This is a genomic window from Streptomyces sp. NPDC057002, assembly GCF_042673825.1.
Lineage (GTDB): Bacteria > Actinomycetota > Actinomycetes > Streptomycetales > Streptomycetaceae > Streptomyces.
In genome coordinates, this window is record NZ_JBHURZ010000004.1 from 673,850 (window position 1) to 694,780 (window position 20,931).

Consider the following 20,931-nt stretch of genomic DNA (forward strand, 5'->3'; position numbering starts at 1 on the left):
CGGGCGGGCACCGTCCTGCCCGGTATGTGACCGTATAAAAGGGAGCGGTTCTTTACATCTCAAGGGCGGGTCTTGTGCGTCTATTCACGGACGAGTCCGCACGCGTAATAGGGGGAGCTTACGGCCGCCCGAGCCACGTACCCTCTTCTGTTGTGCCGAACGCCAACGAAGAAACGTCCAGTGCCCTCAGCCAGGTGCAGCACCGTGCGGTGAGTGAACTGCTGCGGGTCGCTCCTGTCGCCGACGTCCTCGCCCGCCGATTCCAGGAGGCCGGGTTCTCACTCGCCCTGGTCGGCGGCTCGGTGCGGGACGCGCTGCTGGGCCGGCTCGGCAACGACCTCGACTTCACGACCGACGCCCGTCCCCAGGACGTACTCAAGATCGTGCGCCCGTGGGCCGACGCCGTCTGGGAGGTCGGGATCGCCTTCGGCACCGTCGGCGCCCAGAAGGACGGCTACCAGATCGAGGTGACCACCTACCGTTCGGAGGCCTACGACCGGACCTCGCGCAAGCCCGAGGTGTCGTACGGCGACTCCATCGAGGAGGACCTAGTCCGCCGTGACTTCACCGTGAACGCGATGGCCGTCGCGCTGCCGGAGAAGGAGTTCGTCGACCCGCACGGCGGGCTCGAGGACCTCGCGTCGCGGGTGCTGCGCACCCCTGGCACCCCGGAGGAGTCGTTCTCGGACGACCCGCTGCGGATGATGCGGGCCGCGCGCTTCGCGGCTCAGCTCGACTTCGAGGTCGCCCCCGAGGTCGTCACGGCGATGACGGAGATGGCCGGGCGTATCGAGATCGTCTCGGCCGAGCGGGTGCGCGACGAGCTGAACAAGCTGGTCCTGTCCCGGTACCCGCGCAAGGGCCTGACGCTGCTCGTCGAGACCGGCCTCGCCGACCGTGTGCTGCCCGAGCTGCCCGCCCTGCGACTGGAGCGTGACGAGCACCACCGGCACAAGGACGTCTACGACCACACCCTGATCGTCCTGGAGCAAGCGATGGCGCTGGAGGACGACGGTCCCGACCTGACGCTCCGCCTGGCCGCCCTGCTCCACGACATCGGAAAGCCGCGCACCCGTCGCTTCGAGAAGGACGGCCGGGTCTCGTTCCACCACCACGAGGTGGTCGGGGCGAAGATGACCAAGAAGCGCATGACGGCACTCAAGTACTCCAACGAGCTGGTGAAGGACGTCTCCCGGCTGGTCGAGCTCCACCTGCGCTTCCACGGCTACGGCACTGGCGAGTGGACGGACTCGGCGGTCCGCCGCTATGTCCGTGACGCCGGCCCGCTCCTCGACCGCCTCCACAAGCTGACCCGCTCGGACTGCACCACGCGCAACAAGCGCAAGGCAACGGCCCTGTCGCGCGCGTACGACGGCCTGGAGGATCGGATCGCCAGCCTTCAGGAGCAGGAGGAGCTGGACTCCATTCGCCCGGACCTCGACGGCAACCAGATCATGGAGATCCTCGGCGTCGGTCCCGGCCCGGTCATCGGTCGCGCTTACAAGCACATGCTGGAGCTGCGGCTGGAGAACGGGCCGATGGGGCACGATGCCGCGCTGGCAGCGCTCAAGGAGTGGTGGGCCGGACAGGACGGCTGAGGCTGTGAAACGGGGTCATGTTTCACGTGAAACATGACCCCGCAGGAGATAGTCGAGGGGCGGTGTTTCACGTGAAACACCGCCCCTCTCTGCGTCTGCCCTACTTCTTGTAGTCCTTCAGGCAGAGCAGGAAGTCCTTGCCGTCACCGCTCTCGGTGTACGAGTACTGGAAGTCCTTGGCCGCGGACTCACACTTGCTCGACGCGAGAGTGTCCGTGAGGAACGAGCCCTCGATCTTGGCCAGCACCACGTACTGAGCCTTCGCGTCGCTGCACTTGACGACTTCGAGGTCCGGGTTGTTGTCGCTGGTGCTGCCACGGTGCATGCAGTCGCCGACGGCCGCCGTGTTGGCGTCGTCCCGGCTGGTTATCCAGCCGCCGATGGCGATGCCCGCGACCGCGATGACGATCACGATGTTCTTGATGGTCTTGAAGCTGAGCTTGCGGCCGGACGGCTGCGGCGGGACCGGGACGTACGGAGCGCCCTGCGGCGGGAAGCCGGGCTGTCCGGGCTGCTGGGGGTAGCCGCCCTGCGGCGGGTACGGAGCCTGGGGCTGACCCGCGGGCTGGTTCTGTGCGAACGGGTTGCCCTGGGACGGCGGAGTGGTCATTCGGGAGTCCCCCTAGTACATGGTGAATGACGCGAACATGTCGCGAGATAAGACGCACGTAAGTTATCGGGCCCCACTGACAACTCAGTAGTCAGGAGTGGCTCTGTGTCATTGATGTGACACTTACCGGTGGCCAAACCGGGCCATAGCCGCCGCTACTGCCGCGTAGATCACGGCGATCGTGATCACCAGCGCCACGGATCGGCCGTCCGGAGGCAGTATCAGGGCCGCCACGGCGGCGGCGCCGACGAAGAAGACGTTGAAGAGGACGTCGTAGACAGAGAAGATCCGGCCGCGGAAGCCGTCCTCCACGGACGACTGGACGATGGTGTCGGTGGCGATCTTCGCGCCCTGGGTGGTCAGCCCCAGAACGAAGGCCGCGACCAGCAGCGGGGTGGTGGCGAACGGCAGTCCGAGAGCGGGCTCCAGCAAGGCGGCGGCCCCCGCGCACACGACGATCCAGCCGCCCGGCCCCAGCCGCCCCGCGGCCCAGGGTGTCACCACGGCCGCCGCGAAGAATCCCGCGCCGGAGACGCCCAACGCCAGCCCCAGCAGAGCGAGTCCGTCGTCCGTGGTCGAGGTGAGCGCGTACCGGCAGAGCATCAGCAGCATGACCAGCAGGGCGCCGTAGCAGAACCGCATCAGTGCCATCGCCGCCAGCGCCCAGGCGGCCTCCCTGCGCTGCGGCGCGGCCAGGTGACGTACGCCGGCCACCAGGTCGCGGACGGTGCCCGTGAGAGCGGGCCCGAGCTGCTCGCGCCCCAAGGTCCGGTCGGGGCCGAGGAGCTCCCGCGCCATGCTCAGCGAAGCCACAGCCGCGCACAGGTACAGCCCGGCTGCCACGAGCACCACGGCGGCGTCGGAGTCCGCCACCACCAGGCGGACGACGAAGGCCAGGCCGCCGCCCGCGGTCGCCGCCAGGGTTCCGGCGGTCGGGGAGAGGGAGTTGGCGATGACCAAGCGCTCGGCGTCGACCACGCGCGGCAGGGCGGCGGAGAGTCCGGCGAGAACGAAGCGGTTGACCGCGGTGACGCACAGGGCGGAGACGTAGAAGAGCCAGTCGGGAGCCGGGCTGAGCATCAGCAATGCCGTGGCCGAGGCCAGCACGGCGCGCAGCAGGCTGCCGTACAGCAGGACCTGGCGGCGCCGCCAACGGTCCAGCAGGACACCGGCGAAGGGGCCGACGAGGGAATACGGGAGCAGCAGCACCGCCATCGCGGAGGCGACCGCCGCGGCCGAGGTCTGCCGCTCCGGAGAGAAGACGACGTACGCGGCGAGCGCGACCTGGTACACGCCGTCGGCGCCCTGGGAGAGCAGGCGCATGGCGAGCAGACGCCGGAAGCCCTGGAAGCGCAACAGGACGCGCAGGTCACGGACGACGGCCATGGGGCACAGCCTCACATACGGGGAGGGTCCCCGGGTCGTACGACCCGGGGACCCTCACAGCCCTGGCAGGAGCGACTCGTTGCGGCGCGTCAGCGCTCGACCTCACCCTTGATGAACTTCTCGACGTTCACACGGGCCTCGTCGTCGAAGTACTGCACGGGCGGGGACTTCATGAAGTAGCTCGACGCGGAGAGGATCGGGCCGCCGATGCCGCGGTCCTTGGCGATCTTCGCGGCGCGCAGGGCGTCGATGATGACGCCGGCGGAGTTCGGGGAGTCCCAGACCTCCAGCTTGTACTCCAGGTTCAGCGGGACGTCACCGAAGGCGCGGCCCTCGAGGCGGACATAGGCCCACTTGCGGTCGTCCAGCCAGGCGACGTAGTCGGACGGGCCGATGTGGACGTTGCCCTCGCCCAGTTCGCGGTCGCGGATCTGGGAGGTGACGGCCTGCGTCTTGGAGATCTTCTTCGACTCGAGGCGGTCGCGCTCGAGCATGTTCTTGAAGTCCATGTTGCCGCCGACGTTCAGCTGCATCGTGCGGTCCAGGACGACGCCCCGGTCCTCGAACAGCTTCGCCATGACGCGGTGCGTGATGGTGGCGCCGACCTGGGACTTGATGTCGTCGCCGACGATCGGGACGCCCGCCTCGGTGAACTTGTCCGCCCACTCCTTGGTGCCGGCGATGAAGACCGGAAGGGCGTTGACGAAGGCGACCTTGGCGTCGATGGCGCACTGGGCGTAGAACTTCGCCGCGTCCTCGGAGCCGACGGGCAGGTAGCAGACGAGGACGTCGATCTGCTTGTCCTTGAGGATCTGAACGACGTCGACCGGCTCCTCGGCGGACTCCTCGATCGTCTCGCGGTAGTACCGGCCCAGGCCGTCGAGGGTGTGGCCGCGCTGGACCGTCACGCCGGTGCTGGGCACGTCGCAGATCTTGATGGTGTTGTTCTCGGAGGCGCCGATGGCGTCCGCGAGGTCGAGACCGACCTTCTTGGCGTCCACGTCGAACGCGGCGACGAACTCGACGTCGCGGACGTGGTAGTCGCCGAACTGGACGTGCATCAGGCCCGGCACCTTGGACGCCGGGTCGGCGTCCTTGTAGTACTCGACTCCCTGCACCAGCGATGCGGCGCAGTTGCCCACGCCGACGATGGCTACGCGAACCGAACCCATTCCGGTTGCTCCCTGTGTGTATGAGTGAGGCCCTTGAGGGGGCTCTCACGTGGCGGTGTCGTCGGGCGTATCCGGACGGGGGTCGTCCCCCGGCCGGGGCAGGCCGCCCGACGCTCCAGATGTGGTGTCACGCGAAGCGGGCTCCCCGGAGGAGGAACCGTTGAGGTCCCGCCCCGCCCGCTCGCTCTCGATGAGCTCGTTCAGCCAGCGCACCTCGCGCTCCACGGACTCCATCCCGTGGCGCTGAAGCTCGAGCGTGTAGTCGTCGAGTCGTTCCCGGGTCCGGGCCAGGGAGACGCGCATCTTCTCCAGGCGCTCCTCCAGCCGGCTGCGGCGGCCTTCCAGCACGCGCATGCGCACATCGCGTGAGGTTTGCCCGAAGAAAGCGAAACGGGCGGCGAAGTGCTCGTCCTCGTACGCGTCGGGCCCGGTCTGCGAGAGCAACTGTTCGAAGTGCTCCTTGCCCTCCGCCGTCAACCGGTAGACGATCTTGGCGCGCCGTCCCGTGAGAGGGGCGGCGAGGGCGTCCTCGGTGGTGTTCCCCGGCTCCTCGATCAACCAGCCGTTGGCGACCAGCGTCTTGAGGCAGGGGTAAAGCGTCCCGTAGCTGAACGCACGGAACACACCCAGTGATGTGTTGAGTCGTTTGCGCAGCTCATAGCCGTGCATCGGAGATTCGCGGAGCAGGCCGAGTACGGCGAACTCGAGGATCCCGGAACGCCGGCTCATCGTCGCCTCCTCTCTCCCGCGGTACCCATGTCTCGGTCCGATGTGTCGGGCTGATGTATCGACTCGATACATCACGACGATAGAACGGCCTTGCGGATGCGACAAGAGGGGGTGTGGTGAACGGGGTCACATCACCGATTCGTCAGACGCGAGTTGCCTGATTTGAGGTGAACTTCGGTCCTCGGCAGGTTTTGGCGGTGCGTAGTCTGTGCGCCATGCACATCACCGGGAACCGTGGGACGCGTGAGCGCGTCCTCGTCTTCGGTGTAGTACGGGTGCATGCGGGACCGATGAATGCGGAGCCGACCGCATCCGTACTTCGGGGGGACCGGAAACAAGCTGCCGTTTCCAGGCGCGCAGGGGTGCGCCTGCCCGAGGAGTAGTCGTTCGATGAGCGAGCACCGTCGCAAACCGCCGCAGCCGCAGGGAGGCGGACGTGCCGCGACCCGACGCGGCCAGTCCGGCTCGTCCTCCGGCCGCCGCGCGGCACCGCGAGGCGCCACCGGGTCTCCGTCCGACTCCTATGGGTCGGACTCCTACGACTCGGGGGGTGAGGAGCGCCAGTACGGCGGCCGTGCAGAGGCCCGGCGTGCGGCGCAGAGAAGTGGAGGCGGCCGCCGCAGAGCGGCCGAACCGACACGTGGCGGCCGGCGCGCGGCTCCCGGAGGGCCGAGCGGGCCCGGACGGGGCAAAGAGCGCCCGGTCATGTACGACAAGAAGCGTCTGATCGACTATCCGCGGGCCGGCAAGTACGGCTGGCGCCGCTGGATGCCGTCCTGGAGGCTCGTCTCCGGCCTGTGTATCGGCTTCATCGGGAGCCTGGTGGCCGTGGCGGGCATCGGGTACGCCATGGTGGGCGTCCCTAATGAGGAGAACGCGGCCGCCCGGTCGCAGAACAACGTCTACTACTGGGCCAACGGCCAGCAGATGATCGCGACCGGCAGTGGCCAGAACCGGCAGAACGTCACGATCGACAAGATCCCGAAGGCCATGCAGCAGGCGGTGATCTCGGCCGAGAACAAGAGCTTCTACCAGGACTCGGGCGTCGACCCCATGGGCATCGCACGGGCTCTGGCGAACATGGCCCGGGGCGGCGACACGCAGGGTGGTTCGACGATCACCCAGCAGTTCGTCAAGAACACCTACCTGAGCCAGGACCAGACGGTCACCCGTAAGTTCAAGGAGATGTTCATCTCGATCAAGGTGGGCACCAAGCTCTCCAAGGACGAGATCCTCCAGGGGTACCTCAACACCTCGTACTACGGCCGCGGCGCCTACGGCATCCAGGCCGCCGCCCAGACGTACTACGGCGAGGACGCGGTCGACCTCAAGCCGAGCGAGTGCGCCTTCCTCGCCGCCCTGCTCAAGGGGCCGACGTACTACGACCCCGCGGGTAACGAGAGCCTCGACCCTTCGGCGAGCAAGGATGCCAACCTCAAGCGCTCCAAGGACCGCTGGGGCTGGATCCTCCAGCAGATGCACAACGACAGGAAGCTCTCGGACGCCGATTACCAGACGGCGATCAGCAAGTACCCCATGCCCGATGACCGCAAGGCGGCCAAGGGTATGAGCGGCCAGATCGGCTACCTGGCGGACACGGCCAAGAAGTACGTCCTGAACCACTCCAACATCACGGAGAAGCAGTTCGATCAGGGCGGGTACCAGATCAAGACGACCTTCGAGAAGTCCAAGGTCGAAGCGCTGACCAAGGCTGTCAAGAAGGTCGAGAAGGAGAAGCTCGACCCGGACAAGCGCGAGCTGGACAAGCACGTTCAGTTCGGTGCGGCGTCGGTGAAGCCCAAGGACGGCGCGATCGTCGCGCTCTACGGTGGCGCGGGGTACGAGAACGGCCACTTCAACAACAACGCGGACACCTCGGGTGTCCCCGTCGGTTCGACGTGGAAGCCGTTCGTGCTCGCCGCCGCCATGGAGCACGGCACCTACCGGAGCGACGGCCCTCTCTCGCCGCTCAGCAAGTACAACGGCAACGACCATCTCAAGATCAGGAACAACGACGGCTCCTATGTCATGAAGAAGGACAACACGCCCTTCTTCCAGGAGAACGAGAGCGATCGCCCGTGGGGTTACATCTCCCTGCGCAAGGCGATGGAGCAGTCCGTCAACACCCCGTTCGTGCAGCTCGGCATGGACGTGGGGATGAAGAACGTGGCCGACCTGGCCGAGAAGGCCGGAATCCTGGACAGCAGCTTTGCCGGTCTCAACGCGTCGTTCGCGCTCGGTACGTCGACTCCCAGCGCGATCCGCATGGCCGACTCCTATGCGACGTTCGCCGCCGCCGGGAAGCAGGCCGCTCCGTACTCGGTGACGAGCGTCAAGTTCAACGGGCAGGAGACTCCGGGCTTCGAGAAGCCGAGGATCACGCAGGCGATGCCCGAGAACGTGGCGAACAACGTCACGAACGTTCTGGAGAACGTCATCCAGAACGGTACGGGTAAGAACGCGCTGTCCCTGGGCCGTACGGCGGCCGGCAAGACCGGTACGACGGACGAGAACAAGTCGGCCTGGTTCGTCGGCTACACACAGCAGCTCTCGACCTCGGTCGCGATGTTCCGTGAGGACCCCAAGAGCGCCAAGCTGCTCTCCATGAACGGCACGGCGGGCGAGGTGTCCATCCACGGTGGTGACGTCCCCACGCTGGTGTGGACCGAGTACATGAAGGCCGCGCTGAGGGGCCAGACCGACCTCGGATTCCCGGAGCCCGAGAAGATCGGCGACATCCAGGATGCGGTGGGCGCCCCGACGCCGACGCCGACTCCCAGTGTGGAGCCCAGCGAGACCGCGACCGAGTCCCCGAGCTCCTCGCCCAGCGAGACGCCGTCGCTGCCGTCGCCCTCTCCCACCGACACCTGCGGCTTCTTCGGCTGCGATGAGGAAGACGGTGGCACGGAGAACGGCGGCACGGGCGGAGAGCCGAGTACCTCGCCCTCGCCAACGGATACGAGCGAGAACGGCGGCAACACCAGAGGAAACGGCAACGGAGGCATCTTCGGAGGCCCTGAGGGATAGCCGACCGAACGCCCGGCTTGGGTGTTTCACGTGAAACGCGAAGCTGTTTCACGTGAAACATGGGCCGCCGTACCCACTCGGGTACGGCGGCCCTCGGCGTATTGATAGACACGTACGGCAGGATGTGCGGCATGCCCAGTGCAGAATCGACGCAATCGAGCGTCCACGAGCCGGACCCGGTGCGGCCGACCAAGGAGGACGAGGTCGCCGCGGCCGGCAGCGAGCTGATCGGCGGCCCGCTGGGGCGGCGTGCCCTGATCGGGGCGTCCCGGTGGACTCCCGTGCGGGTGATCGCGCTGGTGGCGATCGGCATGTTCGCTCTCGGCCTGGTCCAGAAGGCGCCCTGCTTCAACGGAGCCTGGTTCTTCGGTGCCAGCTCCCAGTACACGCACGCGTGCTACTCGGACATCCCGCACCTCTACCAGGGGCGCGGCTTCGCCGACGGACTCGTGCCGTACTTCGACCGGCTCCCCGGCGACATGCAGTACCTGGAGTACCCGGTGCTGACCGGCGTCTTCATGGAGGTCGCCTCCTGGCTCACGCCCGGCAGCGGCACCATCCAGTACCAGGAGCAGTGGTACTGGATGGTCAACGCCGGGATGCTCATGGTGTGCGCGTCGGTGATCGCCGTCTGCGTGACCCGTACCCATGCCCGGCGACCCTGGGACGGTCTGCTGGTGGCCCTGGCGCCTGCCTTCGCGCTGACGGCGACCATCAACTGGGATCTGCTGGCGGTCGCTCTGACGGCCGCGGCGATGCTGATGTGGTCACGCGGCCGCCCCCTCGCTTTCGGCGTCCTGCTGGGGCTCGCCACGGCTGCCAAGCTCTATCCCTTCCTGATCCTCGGGCCGCTGATGGTGCTGTGCTGGCGCGCGGGCAGGTGGCGTGCGTTCGGGACGGCTCTGGGCGGTGCGATCGTCGCCTGGGTCGTCGTGAACGGGCCGGTGATGCTCTTCGCGTTCGAGGGCTGGTCGAAGTTCTACACGTTCAGCCAGGAGCGGGGCGTCGACTTCGGCTCCTTCTGGCTGATCATGGCTCAGAACTCGGACGACCCGCTCAGCGTCGACACCGTCAACACGCTCGCCACGCTGCTGATGCTGGTGTGCTGCGCGGGTGTCGCGGCGCTCGCCCTGACCGCCCCGCGCCGCCCGCGGTTCGCCCAGCTCGCTTTCCTGATCGTCGCGGCGTTCATCCTCACCAACAAGGTCTACTCGCCGCAGTACGTCCTGTGGCTGGTTCCCCTGGCGGCGCTCGCCCGGCCGAAGTGGCGGGACTTCCTGATCTGGCAGGCCTGCGAGGTGGCGTACTTCCTGGGGATCTGGCTGTACCTCGCGTATACGACCAGCGGAGAGGCACACAAGGGCCTGCCGACCGACGGCTACCACTGGGCCATCGGTCTGCACTTGCTGGGGACCCTGTACCTGTGCGCCATGATCGTGCGCGACATCCTCATGCCCGATCGGGATCCGGTGCGCCGGTCCGGCGACGACGATCCCTCGGGCGGAGTGCTCGACGGCGCTGAGGACGTCTTCGTCCTCAGCCCGGCATCCCGTCTCTCGCGGCACACGACCGCTCGGTTCGACGGGGCGCAGGTCCAGTGGGGCAAGCGGGACGCGACCGGCGGTTCGCTCTGAGCGAACGACTCCAAGGGCCGTACAGCGAAGGGCCGTACACGGGAAACCGTGTACGGCCTTCTTGCTGAGCTGTGCGACCTCAGCGCACCGCGTCGGTCAGCGGTCCATGATCCGGTCGAACTGCGTGGTGGTGTGCCGCAGATGGGCCACCAGCTCCTCGCCGACCGTCGGCTCCGGCGCGTCCGAGGGCACGAACAGGATCGAGACCTGCATGTGCGGCGGCTCGGCGAACCAGCGCTGCTTGCCGCCCCAGACGAACGGCGAAAGGTTCCGGTTGACCGTCGCGAGGCCGGCGCGGGCGACGCCCTTGGCGCGCGGCATGACGCCGTGCAGCGCCTTGGGGGCCTCCAGGCCCACCCCGTGCGACGTACCGCCCGCCACGACCACCAGGAAGCCGTCGGAGGCCGCCTTCTGCTGCCGGTAGCCGAAGCGCTCACCCTTGGCGACACGGGTGACGTCCAGGACCGCGCCGCGGTACTCGGTGGCCTCGTGGTCCCCCAGCCACAGTCGCGTGCCGATGCGGGCACGGAACCGGGTCTGCGGGAACTGCTGCTGGAGACGGGCGAGTTCATCCGCCTTGAGGTGGCTGACGAACATGGTGTGCAGGGGCAGCCGGGCCGCACGCAGCCGGTCCATCCAGCCGATGACCTCCTCGACAGCGTCCGAGCCGTCGGTGCGGTCCAGGGGCAGGTGGATGGCGAAGCCCTCCAGGCGGACGTTCTCGATGGCGGCGTGGAGCTGGGCGAGGTCCTGCTCGCTGATGCCGTGCCGCTTCATCGAGGACATCACCTCGATCACCACGCGGGCACCGACCAGGCCGTAGACGCCGTCTATCGACGAGACCGAGCGGATGACCCGGTCCGGCAGCGGCACCGGCTCCTCGCCGCGCCGGTACGGGGTCAGCACCAGCAGGTCGCCGCCGAAGAAGTCCTTGATGCGCGCGGCCTCGTACGTCGTGCCGACGGCGAGGATGTCCGAGCCCAGCCGGGTGGCCTCCTCCGCCAGCCGCTCGTGCCCGAAGCCGTAGCCGTTGCCCTTGCAGACCGGGACGAGCCCAGGGAACTGATCCTGCACGTGCTTGTGGTGCGCACGCCAGCGCGCGGTGTCGACGTAGAGCGTGAGCGCCATGGCCGGACCTGGAACCTTTCTCCGTGGTTGACGTGTGTCAGTTGCGGTGTGTCGGTCAGCGGCGCGACATGTAGATGTCGAGCGCCTTGTGCAGCAGCTTGTTCAGCGGGAAGTCCCACTCGCCGAGGTATTCGGCCGCCTGGCCGCCCGTACCCACCTTGAACTGGATCAGGCCGAAGAGGTGGTCGGTCTCGTCCAGCGAGTCGGAGATGCCGCGCAGGTCGTAGACGGTGGCGCCGAGCGCGTAGGCGTCGCGCAGCATCCTCCACTGCATCGCGTTCGAGGGCCGGACCTCACGGCCGATGTTGTCGGAGGCGCCGTAGGAGTACCAGACGTGCCCGCCGACGATCAGCATCGTGGCCGCTGACAGGTTCACGCCGTTGTGCCGGGCGAAGTACAGCCGCATGCGGTTGGGGTCCTCGGTGTTGAGGGCCGTCCACATGCGCTGGAAGTACGACAGCGGGCGCGGCCGGAAGTGGTCGCGCACGGCCGTGATCTCGTACAGCCGCTGCCACTCCTCGAGGTCCTGGTAGCCGCCCTGGACGACCTCGACGCCGGCCTTCTCGGCCTTCTTGATGTTGCGGCGCCACAGCTGGTTGAAGTTCTTGTGGACCTCTTCAAGGGAGCGGTTGGCCAGCGGCACCTGGTAGACGTACCGGGGCTGGACGTCGCCGAAGCCCGCGCCGCCGTCCTCGCCCTGCTGCCAGCCCATGCGGCGCAGCTTGTCCGCGACCTCGAAGGCGCGCGGCTCGATGTGGTCGGCCTCGATGTCGCGCAGGCGCTTCACATCCGGGTTCTGGATGCCCTGCTTGATGGAAGCGGCCTCCCAGCGCCGGATGATCACCGGCGGGCCCATCTTCACGGAGAAGGCGCCCTGCTGCTTCAGGTGAGCCAGCATCGGCTCGATCCATTCCTGCAGATTCGGCGAGAACCAGTTGATGACCGGGCCCTCGGGCAGGTAGGCGAGGTAGCGCTTGATCTTGGGGAGCTGCCGGTAGAGGACCAGGCCGGCACCGACGAGCTCGCCGGTCCTGTCGTCGAACCACCCGAGGTGCTCGGAGCGCCACTCCGCCTTGACGTCAGCCCAGGCCGGGACCTGCATGTGGCTCGCCGAGGGCAGGCTCTGGATGTAGGCCAGATGCTGCTCGCGGCTGATGGTCCTCAGGGTCAGGCTCATTTCGGGGCGCTCCTCGGGCTGGTGTGTCCCCATGGGTTCAGGGGCTCCGGCTCTCGCGCGAAGCCTACTGCGCCTTGGGAGCGCGCCGGTTGGGCGTACGGAACCTTCGCCCCGGCCCGTGGGCGGCCGGGGCGTCACACGATGTTCAGTTGGGGTGTGCCTGGCGTCAGTCGATGAGCCCGCCGAACAACCCGCCGTGCGCCATGCCCAGGAAGAACCCGACAGCCGAGGCTCCCAGGCCCAGGATCAGGCCGAAGCGCTCACGGGTCGTCTCCGAGATCCACTGGCCGTACGCACCGACGAGAATGCCCACCAGGCCGGTCCAGGAGCTGAGCAGGTGCAGGTCATCGTCGACGAGTGCCGTGACGAACGACGTGATGCCCAGCACCAGGGTCACCGCGAGCAGGGTGTCCTGGAGGGGGTGGGGCTTGCCGTCCGTGGCGAAGAGGCCGCCGGCGGTGTTGGGTCGCAATGCCTGTGCCATAGGGCACCTCCTGCGAAAGTCGGCGCATCGTAGCGCCATACACACCCGATGTGTACAGATTGGCTGCCCTCGCGGCCGGATTTCAACCGCAAGCCGCTGTGCGGGTACTCTGTACCGTCCGCACCGGTGTCTGCCCACATCACGGCAGGGGGTTCTCGACAGAACCCCGACTGTCAGTGGTGGCCGATACCGTCGGATACGCATCACAACCCTCCTGCCACGGATCGACCGTGGCCGCTGAGTCCAAAGGAGGTGGGTTCCACATGCGTCACTACGAGGTGATGGTCATCCTCGACCCCGAGGTCGAGGAGCGCGCTGTCTCTCCGTTGATCGAGAACTTCCTCTCTGTCGTCCGTGACGGCGGCGGAAAGGTCGAGAAGGTCGACACCTGGGGCCGTCGTCGTCTCGCGTACGAGATCAAGAAGAAGCCCGAGGGCATCTACTCGGTCATCGACCTGCAGGCCGAGCCTGCGGTCGTCAAGGAGCTCGACCGCCAGATGAACCTGAACGAGTCGGTCCTCCGGACCAAGGTCCTCCGCCCCGAGACCCACTGAGCTCTCCCGCTCAGCTGATCCCGGGATTCGAGTAGCAGCACAAGCAGCCAGCAGCAAACCCGCCGAGAGGTTCCCCATGGCAGGCGAGACCGTCATCACGGTGGTCGGCAATCTTGTCGACGACCCCGAGCTGCGCTTCACCCCCTCCGGTGCGGCCGTCGCGAAGTTCCGTGTCGCGTCCACTCCCCGCACCTTCGACCGCCAGACGAACGAGTGGAAGGACGGCGAGAGCCTCTTCCTGACCTGCTCGGTCTGGCGTCAGGCGGCGGAGAACGTCGCCGAGTCGCTCCAGCGAGGCATGCGCGTCGTCGTGCAGGGCCGGCTGAAGCAGCGGTCCTACGAGGACCGCGAGGGCGTCAAGCGCACGGTCTACGAGCTGGACGTCGAGGAAGTCGGCGCCAGCCTGCGCAACGCCACGGCCAAGGTCACCAAGACCACCGGCCGCGGGGGCCAGGGCGGCTACGGCGGCGGCAGCGGTGGCGGTGGCGGCCAGGGTGGCGGCGGCTGGGGCGGCGGCCCCGGTGGCGGCCAGCAGGGCGGCGGCGCTCCCGCTGACGACCCGTGGGCGACCGGCGCTCCCGCCGGTGGCAACCAGGGCGGTGGCGGCGGCTGGGGTGGAAACTCCGGCGGCGGCGGTGGCGGTGGCGGCGGCTACTCGGACGAGCCCCCCTTCTAGGGCGGGTTCGCACCCAAACTTCTTGATCACACAGGAGAATCACCATGGCGAAGCCGCCTGTGCGCAAGCCGAAGAAGAAGGTCTGCGCATTCTGCAAGGACAAGGTCACGTACGTGGACTACAAGGACACGAACATGCTGCGGAAGTTCATTTCCGACCGCGGCAAGATCCGTGCCCGCCGCGTGACCGGCAACTGCACGCAGCACCAGCGTGACGTCGCCACGGCCGTGAAGAACAGCCGTGAGATGGCGCTGCTGCCCTACACCTCCACCGCGCGATAAGGGAAGGGTGACCGACACATGAAGATCATCCTCACCCACGAGGTCTCCGGCCTCGGCGCCGCGGGCGACGTCGTCGACGTCAAGGACGGTTACGCTCGCAACTACCTGATCCCGCGGAAGTTCGCTATCCGCTGGACCAAGGGCGGCGAGAAGGACGTCGAGCAGATCCGTCGTGCTCGCAAGATCCACGAGATCCAGACCATCGAGCAGGCCAACCAGGTGAAGGCCCAGCTCGAGGGCGTCAAGGTCCGCCTGGCCGTCCGTGCCGGCGACGCCGGTCGCCTCTTCGGTTCCGTCACCCCGGCCGACATCGCTTCGGCGATCAAGGCTGCCGGTGGCCCCGAGGTCGACAAGCGCCGCATCGAGATCGGTTCGCCGATCAAGTCGCTGGGCGCTCACCAGTCGTCCGTGCGTCTGCACCCCGAGGTTGACGCCAAGGTCAGCATCGAGGTCGTCGCGGCCTGAGTGCCGCGCTCGCTGATGCAGTGAGCGATGGGGCCGCACCCTTCGGGGTGCGGCCCCATTGTCGATCCCGGACACGTCTCGTCGTATCAAGATGCGACGCGTGGTGCCTGGATACGCCGTACCTGGTTTCACGTGAAACACCGTGTTTCACGTGAAACAGTCCGTCGGCCGCGCCCGGGTGTCAGCGGGTCGCACCGGTTACGATCCAGCGGCCTGAGCGGCTCCGGAGCCACAGGGTCAGCATCCGCATGGTCATCATCAGCGTCATGGTGGCCCACAGGGCGGTGAGTCCACCGCCCAGTACCGGAACCAGTAGGGCGGCCGGGGTGAAGACCGCCAGGGTGAGCACCATCGCCCAAGCGAGGTAAGGGCCGTCGCCGGCGCCCATCAGGACTCCGTCCAGGACGAAGACGATGCCAGAGATCGGCTGTGAGAGGGCGACGATGATCAGGGCGGGCAGGGCCGCGTCCTTGACTGCCGAGTCACTGGTGAACAGGGGGAGGAACACCGGTCGGGTGAGGACGACCAGGACACCGAGGACGACCCCGACGGCGATACCCCACTCCACCATGCGACGACATGCGGCGCGGGCGCCCTGTGTGTCACCGGCTCCGAGATAGCGCCCGATGATGGCCTGCCCCGCTATGGCGATGGCGTCGAGAGCGAAGGCGAGCAGGCTCCACAGGGACAGGATGATCTGGTGGGCGGCGATGTCGGCATCCCCGAGTCGGGCGGCGACCGCCGTGGCGATCATCAGGATCGCCCGCAGCGAGAGGGTCCGCACCAGCAGGGGCACACCGGCCTGGGCGGAGGCCCTGATCCCGGCGGCATCCGGGCGCAGGGAGGCGCCATGCTTCCGCGCTCCACGCAGAACCACCGCGAGGTAGACCGCGGCCATGCCGCACTGGGCGATGACGGTGCCCCAGGCGGAGCCGGCGATCCCCAGCCCTGCCCCGTAGACGAGCCCCGCGTTGAGAGCGCCGTTGGCCACGAATCCGATGACGGCGACATAGAGCGGGGTCTTGGTGTCCTGTAGGCCGCGCAGGAGACCAGTAGCCGCGAGGACGACGAGCATGGCCGGTATGCCGAGCACGGAGATGCGCAGATACGTGATCGCGTAGGGGGCTGCCGCGTCCGAGGTGCCGAAGAGGTCCACGAGGTGGGGTGCCGTAGGCAGGGCGACGGCGATGACACCGGCGCCGAGGATCAGCGCCAGCCAGATGCCGTCCATGCCCTGTCTGATGGCGGCCGGGAGATCACCCGCGCCGACGCGGCGGGCGACCGCCGCTGTCGTGGCGTAGGCGAGGAAGACGAAGACGCTGACGGAGGTCATCAGCAGGGCCGAGGCGACGCCGAGACCGGCGAGTTGCGCCGTGCCCAGATGGCCGACGATGGCGGTGTCGGTCATGAGGAAGAGGGGCTCGGCGACGAGCGCGCCGAAGGCCGGCACGGCGAGTGCGACGATCTCTCGGTCGTGCTGTCTCCGGCCGGATCGAGGGCGCGCGGGGGCCTGTGTCATGTGCACCAATCTAATCGTCCACAGGTAAGAGATGCAAAGCTTTTGTGACCCTTACCATTCGACCAGAGGCGCGCACCGCCGTGCACCATTCGAAGCGATCTTGCGCCGGTTGGGGAAGTTTTTCTTCTGCACAGCCAGTGGACGGCAAAGCCGCAGGTCAGGGCAGTTTCTCTGTGATGGGTCGGTGCTTGTTCACAGGCCTGTCCACCGGGTCGTGCACAGGTTTCGCCGAGTTCTCCACAGCATCTGGGCCGTCGTCCACATGGCCTGTGGATAACCAGATTGGCTGACGGTGCCGACGGGCCTACGGTAGTCCGGCGCCCGCTCCGTCCGTCGGTTGGGAAAACGTCACAAAACCGACGTCCAGTAACCGGAGTTGGGCCTCTCATTTGTCAGTGCCGTGCCGTAGAAAAGAGGGGCACGGCGAGGTCTGCTGCGGCGGACGGGAGGAGGTGGCTCGGTGAGCATTTCCGAGCCCTTGGACGACCCGTGGGCCGACAGCGGGCCCAGTGATCGTCTGCCCTCCGCCCGTCGACGTGGTGACGGTGCCCGGGGCCGCGACGAGCAGCACGAGCGCGGCAGAGACAACGGGGAGTGGGAGGGCGGCGGAAGCACATCGTTCGAGCGGGTACCGCCGCAGGACATCGAGGCCGAGCAGTCCGTCCTGGGCGGCATGCTCCTGTCCAAGGACGCCATCGCCGACGTCGTGGAGATCCTCAAGGGTCACGACTTCTACAAGCCGGCCCACGAGACGATCTACCAGGCCGTCCTCGACGTCTATGCCAAGGGCGAGCCGGCCGACCCCATCACCATCGCCGCCGAGCTCACCAAGCGCGGTGAGATCAACAAGGTCGGCGGGGCCTCGTATCTGCACACCCTCGTCCAGACGGTGCCCACGGCCGCGAACGCCGCCTACTACGCGGAGATCGTCCATGAGCGTGCCGTCCTGCGGCGCCTGGTCGAGGCCGGTACGCGCATCACCCAGATGGGATACGCGGCCGACGACGACGTGGACGAGATCGTCAACCGCGCCCAGGCAGAGGTCTACGCGGTCACCGAGCAGCGCACCAGCGAGGACTATCTGCCGCTCGGCGACATCATGGAGGGCGCGCTCGACGAGATCGAGGCGATCGGCTCGCGCAGCGGTGAGATGACCGGCGTGCCCACGGGGTTCACGGACTTCGACTCGCTCACCAACGGTCTGCACCCGGGCCAGATGATCGTCATCGCCGCGCGTCCCGCCATGGGTAAGTCCACGCTCGCGCTGGACTTCGCGCGAGCCTGCTCGATCAAGAACAACCTGCCGAGCGTGATCTTCTCGCTCGAAATGGGGCGCAACGAGATCGCGATGCGTCTGCTGTCCGCCGAAGCCCGGGTCGCCCTGCACCACATGCGGTCCGGCACGATGACGGACGAGGACTGGACGCGTCTGGCCCGCCGGATGCCGGACGTCTCCGCGGCGCCGCTCTACATCGACGACTCCCCGAACCTGTCGATGATGGAGATCCGCGCCAAGTGCCGCCGCCTCAAGCAGCGCAACGACCTCAGACTGGTCGTCATCGACTATCTCCAGCTGATGCAGTCCGGTGGGTCCAAGCGGGCCGAGAGCCGTCAGCAGGAGGTCTCGGACATGTCCCGTAACCTCAAGCTGCTGGCCAAGGAGCTGGAGCTCCCGGTCATCGCGCTCTCCCAGCTGAACCGTGGTCCCGAGCAGCGCACGGACAAGAAGCCGATGGTCTCCGACCTGCGTGAGTCCGGCTCCATCGAGCAGGACGCCGACATGGTCATCCTGCTGCACCGCGAGGACGCCTACGAGAAGGAGTCGCCGCGCGCGGGCGAGGCCGACCTGATCGTGGCCAAGCACCGAAACGGCCCGACGGCGACGATCACGGTCGCCTTCCAGGGCCACTACTCACGGTTCGTCGACATGGCGCAGACCTGACCTGACCGTGGTCCCGGGCTCGCGACGCGAGCCCGGAATGTGCTCGACGCGGTGAGGCCGGGGCGGGTGGACTGGGACCCATGACGACATCTCAGGAAGACCTGCTTCCCGGCACGCGTCGCGCACTGCTGCACCGGATCGCCGTCGCCCAGGCCGAAGGACGGGCACCGTCACTCGTCGCGACGGTCGTGCGGGGCGGGAAACCGGTGTGGACAGGCGCGCGGACCTCGGTGGAGGGGCATGCGCCGGACGAGAACGTGCAGTACCGGATCGGCTCGATCACCAAGACCTTCACGGCGGTTCTCGTCCTGCGGCTGCGCGACGAGGGCGCGCTGGATCTCGGGGATCCGCTGGAGAAGCATCTGCCGGGCACCGGTGTGGGGGAGGCGACCGTCGCCGAACTGCTCGCGCACGCCGGAGGGCTGGCGGCCGAGACGCCGGGGCCGTGGTGGGAGCGGAGCCCCGGGTCGCTGCGGCCCGATCTCGCCGATGTGCTGGGCGAGCGGCCCTTGCTGTCTTCGCCCGGCCGCCGGTTCCACTACTCGAACCCGGGCTACGCGCTGCTCGGCGCGCTCATCGAGAAGCTGCGCGGCGCCTCCTGGGAGGAAGTCCTTCGGCGCGAAGTGCTCGAACCGCTGGAGCTGCACCGCACGAGCGTGCGACCTCAGGCGCCGCATGCGGGTGGCTGGGCGGTGCATCCCTGGGCCGACGTGATGCTCCCGGAGCCCACCGAGGATCTGGGGCGTATGGCCCCGGCAGGGCAACTGTGGTCGACCACGGGTGACTTGGCGCGCTTCGCGGCCTTCCTGGTCAACGGCGACGAGCGGGTTCTGAGCGCCGAGTCGCTGCGGGAGATGAGGACACCGGCAGCGCCCCACGACGCGGCGGACGTGGCGAGCGGCTACGCCTACTGCCTGGGGATGGAGATCCGGCGGCGGAACGGGCGGTCCCTCGTCGGACACACCGGTTCGCTGCCCGGCTTCCTCGCGTGCCTCATGATCGGTGTCGAGGAGGACGTGGCGGCTGTCGTCCTGGCCAACTGCACTTCGGGTCCGTTGCTGTTCTCCGTCGCCGCCGACCTGGTTCGCATCGTCGCAGAGGCGGAACCATGCATCCCCTCCGCGTGGAGGCCCTCGAGCGAGGTTGACCCGTCGATCCTGGAGCTGACGGGCCAGTGGTATTGGGGGACACACGCTTTCGCGCTGCGGCTGACGGCCGACGGGCTCCTATCGCTGGGTCCGCTGTCCGGCGGTGGCCGCCGTTCGCGGTTCCGCCCGAACGGGGACGGCACATGGACGGGGCTGGAGGGCTATTACGCCGGCGAGCTCCTGAAGGCCGTACAGCGGCCGGACGGATCCCTGAGCCATCTGGACCTCGGCTCGTTCGTGTTCACGCGTCAGCCGTACGACGAGGGGGCTCCTGTGCCGGGTGGAGTCGATCCGGAGGGGTGGCGCGGGATCGGCTAGGCGGCGACGACAAGGGGCGCTCTGTTTCACGTGAAACAGAGCGCCCCTTGCATGCCGGTCACAGCGGGAGCTTGAAGCCCGTGTGGGAGGCCGTGAAGCCGAGCCGCTCGTAGAAGCGGTGGGCGTCGGTGCGCGATGTGTCGGAGGTCAGCTGGACCAACTGGCAGCCCAAGTTGCGGGATTCGCTGATCGCCCACTCGATGAGCTGCGTTCCCAGGCCGCTGCCGCGCTCATCGGCGTGGATGCGTACGCCTTCGATGATCGACCTGGTCGCACCACGTCGGGACAGCCCGGGAACGATCGTGAGCTGGAGTGTGCCGACGACCCGGCCCTCCCGGACCGCCACGACCAGACGCTGGTTGGGGTCGGCGCTGAGCCGCTCCAGCGCGGTCAGATACGGGGCGAGGTCGTCCGGTGACTCGCGCTGTGCGCCCAGGGGGTCGTCCGCGAGCATTCCGACGATCGCCGGGACGTCGTCGGCGACGGCGGCACGTATCTCAAGATCTCCCATGGACGCACCTTACGCAGAGACAGCAGGCGCGGAAGCGTCTTATGCGGGCACCGGGGCCTTCAGTGTCTCGACCACCCGGACCAGTGGGGCCAGCTCGGGGTTCTTCGCCGCCTCGTCCAGAGCCTCACGCAGGGCGGCGTCATTGGTCGGCCGCGCCGCTTCCAGCAGAGCGAGGCCGGCCTCGGTGACGTTCGTGTAGATGCCCCGGCGGTCGGTGGGGCACAGATAGCGCTCCAGGAGCCCGCGGTCCTCGAGGCGGGTGACCAGACGGGTGGTGGCGCTCTGGCTGAGCACGACCGCGTCGGCGACCTGCTTCATCTGCAGATGGCCTCCGTCCCCGTCGTGCTGCCGGCTGAGCACGTCCAGCAGGGAGTACTCCCGCGCGCTCAGGTCGTGCTTGGCCTGCAGGGCGCGCTCGATGTGGCCCTCGATCCTCCCGTGCAGCAGGGAAAGGGCGCACCAGCCCTGGGCGAGTGCGGTGAGCGCGGGGTCCGTCGCTGTCATTGGCGTTTCCTCCGTCCCGGAGCGGCTGACACCCAGGATAGAGCAGCATCGCAATTGACGGCGCTTGC

At 67.9% G+C, this 20,931-nt stretch carries 19 protein-coding genes; 9 read left to right on the forward strand and 10 right to left on the reverse strand.

Annotated features, from left to right (window positions below; translation table 11 throughout):
- Nucleotides 1–152: 152 nt before the first annotated feature.
- Nucleotides 153–1,598, forward strand: coding sequence for a CCA tRNA nucleotidyltransferase (locus ACFT32_RS23080; protein ID WP_382492224.1), 1,446 nt, complete (start codon nucleotides 153–155; stop codon nucleotides 1,596–1,598).
- A 100-nt stretch (nucleotides 1,599–1,698) separates the two neighbouring features.
- Here the strand turns inward: ACFT32_RS23080 and ACFT32_RS23085 are convergent, their stop codons facing one another.
- From ACFT32_RS23085 to ACFT32_RS23100, 4 genes are all read right to left on the reverse strand, one after another.
- Nucleotides 1,699–2,208 (reverse strand): hypothetical protein, encoded by a 510-nt coding sequence (locus tag ACFT32_RS23085; RefSeq protein ID WP_382492227.1) that lies wholly within the window; start codon nucleotides 2,206–2,208, stop codon nucleotides 1,699–1,701.
- A gap of 123 nt (nucleotides 2,209–2,331) precedes the next feature.
- Nucleotides 2,332–3,594 carry an MFS transporter gene (locus ACFT32_RS23090; RefSeq protein WP_382492230.1) on the reverse strand — a complete coding sequence of 421 codons (1,263 nt, stop codon included), beginning with the start codon at nucleotides 3,592–3,594 and terminating at the stop codon, nucleotides 2,332–2,334.
- Nucleotides 3,595–3,683: 89 nt separating this feature from the next.
- Complete coding sequence (locus ACFT32_RS23095; RefSeq protein ID WP_382492233.1) at nucleotides 3,684–4,766, reverse strand: inositol-3-phosphate synthase; 1,083 nt, start codon at nucleotides 4,764–4,766, stop codon at nucleotides 3,684–3,686.
- A 45-nt stretch (nucleotides 4,767–4,811) separates the two neighbouring features.
- Nucleotides 4,812–5,495: a PadR family transcriptional regulator gene (locus ACFT32_RS23100; RefSeq protein ID WP_184593854.1), complete on the reverse strand. Its 684-nt coding sequence runs from the start codon at nucleotides 5,493–5,495 to the stop codon at nucleotides 4,812–4,814.
- 768 nt (nucleotides 5,496–6,263) lie between these two features.
- On the opposite strand from ACFT32_RS23100, the gene ACFT32_RS23105 reads away from it, so the two are divergent.
- Together ACFT32_RS23105 and ACFT32_RS23110 are read left to right on the forward strand one after the other, a co-directional pair.
- Complete coding sequence (locus tag ACFT32_RS23105) at nucleotides 6,264–8,522, forward strand: transglycosylase domain-containing protein (RefSeq protein ID WP_382492750.1); 2,259 nt, start codon at nucleotides 6,264–6,266, stop codon at nucleotides 8,520–8,522.
- A gap of 122 nt (nucleotides 8,523–8,644) precedes the next feature.
- Nucleotides 8,645–10,156 carry a glycosyltransferase family 87 protein gene (locus ACFT32_RS23110; RefSeq protein ID WP_382492753.1) on the forward strand — a complete coding sequence of 504 codons (1,512 nt, stop codon included), beginning with the start codon at nucleotides 8,645–8,647 and terminating at the stop codon, nucleotides 10,154–10,156.
- A 96-nt stretch (nucleotides 10,157–10,252) separates the two neighbouring features.
- Here ACFT32_RS23110 and ACFT32_RS23115 read toward each other — a convergent pair whose 3' ends face one another.
- The 3 genes from ACFT32_RS23115 to ACFT32_RS23125 all read right to left on the reverse strand — a co-directional run bounded on the left by ACFT32_RS23115 (nucleotide 10,253) and on the right by ACFT32_RS23125 (nucleotide 12,945).
- Nucleotides 10,253–11,284 carry an alanine racemase gene (locus tag ACFT32_RS23115; protein WP_382492237.1) on the reverse strand — a complete coding sequence of 344 codons (1,032 nt, stop codon included), beginning with the start codon at nucleotides 11,282–11,284 and terminating at the stop codon, nucleotides 10,253–10,255.
- Between the two features lie 55 nt (nucleotides 11,285–11,339).
- Nucleotides 11,340–12,461: a peptidoglycan bridge formation glycyltransferase FemX gene (gene femX, locus ACFT32_RS23120; protein ID WP_215120323.1), complete on the reverse strand. Its 1,122-nt coding sequence runs from the start codon at nucleotides 12,459–12,461 to the stop codon at nucleotides 11,340–11,342.
- 166 nt (nucleotides 12,462–12,627) lie between these two features.
- Nucleotides 12,628–12,945 (reverse strand): hypothetical protein, encoded by a 318-nt coding sequence (locus tag ACFT32_RS23125; protein ID WP_382492239.1) that lies wholly within the window; start codon nucleotides 12,943–12,945, stop codon nucleotides 12,628–12,630.
- 263 nt (nucleotides 12,946–13,208) lie between these two features.
- Between ACFT32_RS23125 and rpsF the strand changes: the two genes are divergently transcribed.
- The 4 genes from rpsF to rplI all read left to right on the forward strand — a co-directional run bounded on the left by rpsF (nucleotide 13,209) and on the right by rplI (nucleotide 14,921).
- Nucleotides 13,209–13,499, forward strand: coding sequence for a 30S ribosomal protein S6 (rpsF, locus tag ACFT32_RS23130; RefSeq protein ID WP_030847098.1), 291 nt, complete (start codon nucleotides 13,209–13,211; stop codon nucleotides 13,497–13,499).
- Between the two features lie 76 nt (nucleotides 13,500–13,575).
- Nucleotides 13,576–14,175 (forward strand): single-stranded DNA-binding protein, encoded by a 600-nt coding sequence (locus ACFT32_RS23135; RefSeq protein ID WP_382492243.1) that lies wholly within the window; start codon nucleotides 13,576–13,578, stop codon nucleotides 14,173–14,175.
- Nucleotides 14,176–14,219: 44 nt separating this feature from the next.
- Nucleotides 14,220–14,456: a 30S ribosomal protein S18 gene (rpsR, locus tag ACFT32_RS23140; RefSeq protein WP_003949403.1), complete on the forward strand. Its 237-nt coding sequence runs from the start codon at nucleotides 14,220–14,222 to the stop codon at nucleotides 14,454–14,456.
- Between the two features lie 18 nt (nucleotides 14,457–14,474).
- Nucleotides 14,475–14,921 (forward strand): 50S ribosomal protein L9, encoded by a 447-nt coding sequence (gene rplI / locus ACFT32_RS23145; RefSeq protein WP_215120326.1) that lies wholly within the window; start codon nucleotides 14,475–14,477, stop codon nucleotides 14,919–14,921.
- 181 nt (nucleotides 14,922–15,102) lie between these two features.
- On the opposite strand, the gene ACFT32_RS23150 is transcribed toward rplI, so the two are convergent.
- Nucleotides 15,103–16,440 carry an MATE family efflux transporter gene (locus ACFT32_RS23150; RefSeq protein WP_382492246.1) on the reverse strand — a complete coding sequence of 446 codons (1,338 nt, stop codon included), beginning with the start codon at nucleotides 16,438–16,440 and terminating at the stop codon, nucleotides 15,103–15,105.
- Between the two features lie 460 nt (nucleotides 16,441–16,900).
- Between ACFT32_RS23150 and dnaB the strand changes: the two genes are divergently transcribed.
- Nucleotides 16,901–18,382 (forward strand): replicative DNA helicase, encoded by a 1,482-nt coding sequence (dnaB, locus tag ACFT32_RS23155; RefSeq protein WP_382492249.1) that lies wholly within the window; start codon nucleotides 16,901–16,903, stop codon nucleotides 18,380–18,382.
- Nucleotides 18,383–18,462: 80 nt separating this feature from the next.
- Nucleotides 18,463–19,848, forward strand: coding sequence for a serine hydrolase domain-containing protein (locus ACFT32_RS23160; protein WP_382492252.1), 1,386 nt, complete (start codon nucleotides 18,463–18,465; stop codon nucleotides 19,846–19,848).
- Nucleotides 19,849–19,906: 58 nt separating this feature from the next.
- Here ACFT32_RS23160 and ACFT32_RS23165 read toward each other — a convergent pair whose 3' ends face one another.
- Together ACFT32_RS23165 and ACFT32_RS23170 are read right to left on the reverse strand one after the other, a co-directional pair.
- On the reverse strand, nucleotides 19,907–20,359 hold the full coding sequence (locus ACFT32_RS23165) for a GNAT family N-acetyltransferase (RefSeq protein ID WP_382492255.1): 453 nt from the start codon (nucleotides 20,357–20,359) through the stop codon (nucleotides 19,907–19,909).
- A gap of 39 nt (nucleotides 20,360–20,398) precedes the next feature.
- Complete coding sequence (locus ACFT32_RS23170) at nucleotides 20,399–20,863, reverse strand: MarR family winged helix-turn-helix transcriptional regulator (protein WP_382492258.1); 465 nt, start codon at nucleotides 20,861–20,863, stop codon at nucleotides 20,399–20,401.
- Nucleotides 20,864–20,931 lie beyond the last annotated feature (68 nt).